The 4,492-nt window shown below is 67.5% G+C and carries 7 protein-coding genes and 1 tRNA gene; all 8 read left to right on the top strand.

From position 1 onward, the window contains the following. Positions 1-183 (top strand): hypothetical protein (locus tag K2X24_RS20235; RefSeq protein ID WP_292500471.1); only part of this gene is annotated, 183 nt, incomplete at its 5' end. Between the two features lie 21 nt (positions 184-204). Next, positions 205-480: a S4 domain-containing protein gene (locus K2X24_RS20240; RefSeq protein ID WP_238278840.1), complete on the top strand. Its 276-nt coding sequence runs from the start codon at positions 205-207 to the stop codon at positions 478-480. A 247-nt stretch (positions 481-727) separates the two neighbouring features. Further along, positions 728-1,066 (top strand): ferredoxin FdxA, encoded by a 339-nt coding sequence (gene fdxA / locus K2X24_RS20245; protein ID WP_292500475.1) that lies wholly within the window; start codon positions 728-730, stop codon positions 1,064-1,066. A gap of 428 nt (positions 1,067-1,494) precedes the next feature. Beyond that, positions 1,495-2,085: a CarD family transcriptional regulator gene (locus tag K2X24_RS20250; protein ID WP_238278843.1), complete on the top strand. Its 591-nt coding sequence runs from the start codon at positions 1,495-1,497 to the stop codon at positions 2,083-2,085. Positions 2,086-2,300: 215 nt separating this feature from the next. Further along, positions 2,301-3,173, top strand: coding sequence for an RNA polymerase factor sigma-32 (locus K2X24_RS20255; protein WP_238278845.1), 873 nt, complete (start codon positions 2,301-2,303; stop codon positions 3,171-3,173). Between the two features lie 147 nt (positions 3,174-3,320). Continuing rightward, positions 3,321-3,542 carry a hypothetical protein gene (locus K2X24_RS20260; protein ID WP_292500480.1) on the top strand — a complete coding sequence of 74 codons (222 nt, stop codon included), beginning with the start codon at positions 3,321-3,323 and terminating at the stop codon, positions 3,540-3,542. 33 nt (positions 3,543-3,575) lie between these two features. Then, positions 3,576-4,310 carry a 4'-phosphopantetheinyl transferase superfamily protein gene (locus tag K2X24_RS20265; RefSeq protein ID WP_292500482.1) on the top strand — a complete coding sequence of 245 codons (735 nt, stop codon included), beginning with the start codon at positions 3,576-3,578 and terminating at the stop codon, positions 4,308-4,310. A gap of 106 nt (positions 4,311-4,416) precedes the next feature. Next, positions 4,417-4,490: transfer RNA gene (locus K2X24_RS20270), tRNA-Pro, on the top strand. The last annotated feature ends 2 nt before the right edge of the window (positions 4,491-4,492 follow it).

Here is a 4,492-nt window from a genome sequence, read left to right on the forward strand (position 1 = left end):
CCCCGGCGCGAGCGCTTCGAGCCGGGCCGCGTCCGGCCGGAGCGCCGCGACGAGCCTCGCGCCGCACCGCGGGACGAGCCCCGTCCGCAGCGCCGCGAGCGGGCCCCGGACCCGGATTCGCCCTTCGCGAAGCTCGCCGCGCTGAAAGCGCAGCTCGAGGCGGGAAATGACCGCAAGCGCTGAGCGGCCGAACCCGGAGATGCGATGAAGCCGGGGCGCCAGCGTCTCGACAAGTGGTTGTGGTTCGCGCGCTTCGCGCGAACCCGCTCCCTCGCCGCCCGTCTCGTGACGGACGGCCATGTGCGCGTGAACGGCAAGCGCGCCGAGACCTCGGCGACGGCGGTCGGACTTGGGGATGTCGTCACCGTGGCGGCGGCCCACGCCACCGTCGCGGCTCGCGTGCTGGATCTCGGCGAGCGCCGGGGCCCGGCGCCTGAGGCCCAGGCGCTCTACGAGGTCCTGGGCGACGGCCCCGCCTAGGCCGCGCCATCCGTGTCCCGCGTGCGACATACAGGGGGTCCGCACGGCACAGCATGCAGGCCGCGCTTGTCAGTCTCCCGGACAGGGGCTAGAGCCAGCCCCATCCCGGATCGGGCATCCAGGATCGCGCCTGTGCCCGAGCCGTCCGACCCGTGCCACGAAGCGTTAACGGATCCGTGCATCGAATCGTGCCTGAGACCGGCATCGGCCGCTCCCGGCGCTCACCGGATCGAGGACTGAAGGCCCCATGACCTACGTCGTCACCGACAACTGCATCAAGTGCAAGTACATGGACTGCGTCGAGGTCTGTCCGGTGGACTGCTTCTACGAAGGCGAGAACATGCTCGTCATCCATCCGGACGAGTGCATCGATTGCGGTGTCTGTGAGCCGGAATGCCCCGCCGAGGCGATCAAGCCCGACACGGAACCGAGCCTGGAGAAATGGCTCAAGGTGAACGCGGACTTCGCCCGCACCTGGCCCAACATCACCCAGAAGAAGGACGCGCCCGCCGACGCCAAGACGTGGGATGGGGTCGCCGACAAGTTCGCGACGCATTTCTCGGCCAATCCCGGCAGCGGCGACTGATTGCCGCCGGGCACGGCCTCGGGTCGAGGCAGCCCAGGCAAGATCGGCGTCAAAGTGGCTGTGGAGCGCGCTCGAGGCGAAGCCCGCGGCGATGGGCCCTGCCGGCAATCCTTTGATTCGGCGGCGCGTTTGTGCTAATGAGAACGCCTGCCGTCGTTCGTGCTCGACGTGCTGCCTCCAACCATCGCCTGATGGGTCTCACGCTCAGTTGAGGAATGGGGTCGCATGCGATCGATCGCTGGAGGCATTCGGTGCCTTCGGCGAACGATCTCTCGTTGCGCGACGCGTCGGCATGCCCGGGAACCGTCTGGTTGCGCGTCATTGACGCGGACCCTTCGGACAAGGGGCTGGAGCCGGGTGACCCACCCCGGATTACAGGGTTCGGCGCGGCGTGCAAGGCCGCGCGATGTTCTGGAGGCGCTTCTCGCATGACCACAGCCAAGAAGACGACGGCAGGCCGCCAAGGCTTCAAGACCGGCGAAGCGGTCGTGTACCCCGCTCACGGTGTCGGCCGGATCACGGCGATCGAGGAGCAGGAGATCGCCGGCTACAAGCTCGAGCTGTTCGTGGTCTCCTTCGAGAAGGACAAGATGGTCCTGCGCGTCCCCACCGCGAAGGCCAACAGCGTCGGCATGCGCAAGCTGGCCGAACCGGAACTCGTGAAGAAGGCCCTCGACCTCCTCACCGGCCGCGCCCGGATCAAGCGCACGATGTGGTCGCGCCGCGCGCAGGAATACGAGGCCAAGATCAATTCGGGCGACCTCCTCTCGGTCACCGAGGTGGTGCGCGACCTCTTCCGCTCCGAGGCCCAGCCCGAGCAGTCCTACAGCGAGCGCCAGCTCTACGAGTCCGCCCTCGACCGTGTCGTCCGTGAGATCTCGTCCGTGAACCGCATCACCGAGACCGAGGCCCTCAAGCTCATCGAGCAGAGCCTGGCCAAGTCTCCGCGTCGCGTGAAGGGCGAGGCAGAGGCGGAAGGCGATGGCGAGAGCGACGATCTCCAGGAGGAGGCGGCCTGAGCCACCCCAGCCCTACTCTGAGTTCATGGAACCCGGCGCCGTCGCGCCGGGTTTTTTCTTTTGGGCTCACGTGCGCGTGAGCGCCGCACGCGATCGGGGAACCTTCCCGGAGACCCCCGGGTTGTCGCGATACCAGGTACAGGTCCGAAGTCCGGGTTCGTTCGGCATCGGGGATCGTAGCTGGGAGCACACGTTCCATATCGGCGGAGGCGGGGATGGCGGATATCGCAGGGATCCGGCGGCAGTTCATACGCACGGCGATGGAGGCGCCCTTCCTTGCGCGGGATGAGGAACGTGGTCTTGCCGTGCGCTGGAAGGACGAGCGCGACGAGCGCGCCCTGCACGACCTGATCGCGGCCCACATGCGGCTCGTCATCGCGATCGCCGGACGTTTCCGCCATTATGGCCTGCCCATGGCCGACCTCGTCCAAGAGGGGCATGTGGGACTGATGGAGGCCGCCGCCCGGTTCGAGCCGGAGCGGGAGGTCCGTTTTTCCACATACGCCACTTGGTGGATCAGGGCCTCGATCCAGGATTACATCCTGCGCAACTGGTCCATCGTCCGCGGCGGCACCAGTTCGGCCCAGAAGGCCCTGTTCTTCAACCTGCGCCGCCTGCGCGCCCGCCTGATGCAGTCCACCGAGGAGCATGTGGGCGATGAGATCCATCGGCGCATCGCCACTGCCATTGGCGTGTCACGCGAGGATGTCGCCCTGATGGATGCCCGCCTCTCCGGGCCCGACATGTCGCTCAACGCGCCGGTGGGTGAGGAGAGCGAAGCGTCTTCGGAGCGCATGGATTTCCTCGTGGACGGCGCCGCCCTCCCCGACGAGACGGTGTCGGCGGCCGTTGACGGCGAGCGCCGGCTGATCTGGCTCAACGAGGCGCTGACGGTCCTGTCCGAGCGGGAGTTGCGGATTCTGAAGGAGCGTCGCCTGGCCGAGGATCAGGCGACCCTGGAAGCCCTCGGGCACCGTCTTGGCATCTCGAAGGAGCGTGTTCGGCAGATCGAGAACCGCGCCCTCGAAAAGCTGAGACGCGCCCTGGCCGAGCGCTTCCCGCAAACGGGCGGCAACGTCTACGCCTGACCAGCGCGGGCTTACCGGTCCACACTGGGACAGGGTGCGCATCCGCGATGGTCATCGCCCGGCAAGTACCTTGCCGGGCTTCGTTTTGAATGCGCGCAAGATTGAGCTACGAAATCCGCATCGTTTCGGAGGCGACCCGGATTTTCGATGCAGGCCATACCTCTGAACGCGACTATGGTGCTCGGTTTCCTGGTGGCGTTCCTGATTCCGACGACCTCCGCCGCGACGCTTCTGTCGAGCGATCTGGCTTGGTATCACGGTCTCGGCTTGTTCTACGCCGCGCTCGGCTCGGCTGAACTCATCTACCTCTTGCTGCTGTCGCTGCAGGGCGCATGGAGCGTCCGGGCTCTCGGGAAGTCGGTCTCCTGATCGAACCGCGTCCCAGGCTCGCGGACTCGCGTCATGAAGACATGGCAGATCGCGAAGCCCGCCGGCCAACCCGGTACCGCCGTCTGGCATGCGGACCTCGCTGGCATCCGGCTCACGCCGGCATGCGCGCGCTGGTTGTCCGCGGACGAGCAGGGGCGAGCGGCGCGCTTCCTCCGGCTGCAGGATCGCGATCGTTTCGTTCGCAGCCATCTGGCCCTTCGACGGATCCTCGCCGGATATCTGGGGCGAGACCCCGGGGATCTGTGCTTCGACCATGCAGAGAACGGAAAGCCTGAACTCGGCGGCTCGGACCGGGGGCGCCTACAATTCAATCTCTCGCATTCCGGGGCGCACGCGCTGGTCTCCATCGCGGACGGCGTGGCGATCGGCGTCGATGTCGAAGTAGCGCGCCCCCTCGGGGACGTGATGGCCATCGCGCGCGCGCATTTTCATGCCGGCGAGATCGCGGCCCTGGCAGGCCGACCAGCGGCCGAGCGAACGATGGCGTTTCTCGCCTGCTGGACCCGAAAGGAAGCCGTGGTGAAGGCGCTCGGCACGGGCCTCTCCCTGCCCCTCGACAGCTTCGAGGTGACGCTCCCACCGGGTCCGGCGACGATCCGGAGTTGGGCTCGGGATGCGAGCCGGTGGCAAGACTGGTCGCTGCATCATCTCGATCTCGGCGCGCAGGCCGTCGGAGCCGTCGCCGTCGCACGGGGCGGAGAGTCCTGCGCCCTGTATCGCCTGCCGTCGGACGACGAGTCCCTCTGATTGTCCGATCACCGACCCGCTCGCGCGATTTCCCGCACGAACCCGCTTGCGGCGCTGCACCGGCCTCGCTATACGTCCCCTCGCTGGCCCCAGGGGCCGGCTTCGTCGGAGTGTAGCGCAGTCTGGTAGCGCACCACGTTCGGGACGTGGGGGTCGCAGGTTCAAATCCTGCCACTCCGACC

The sequence above is a fragment of the Methylobacterium sp. genome (genome assembly GCF_019750675.1).
GTDB lineage: Bacteria > Pseudomonadota > Alphaproteobacteria > Rhizobiales > Beijerinckiaceae > Methylobacterium.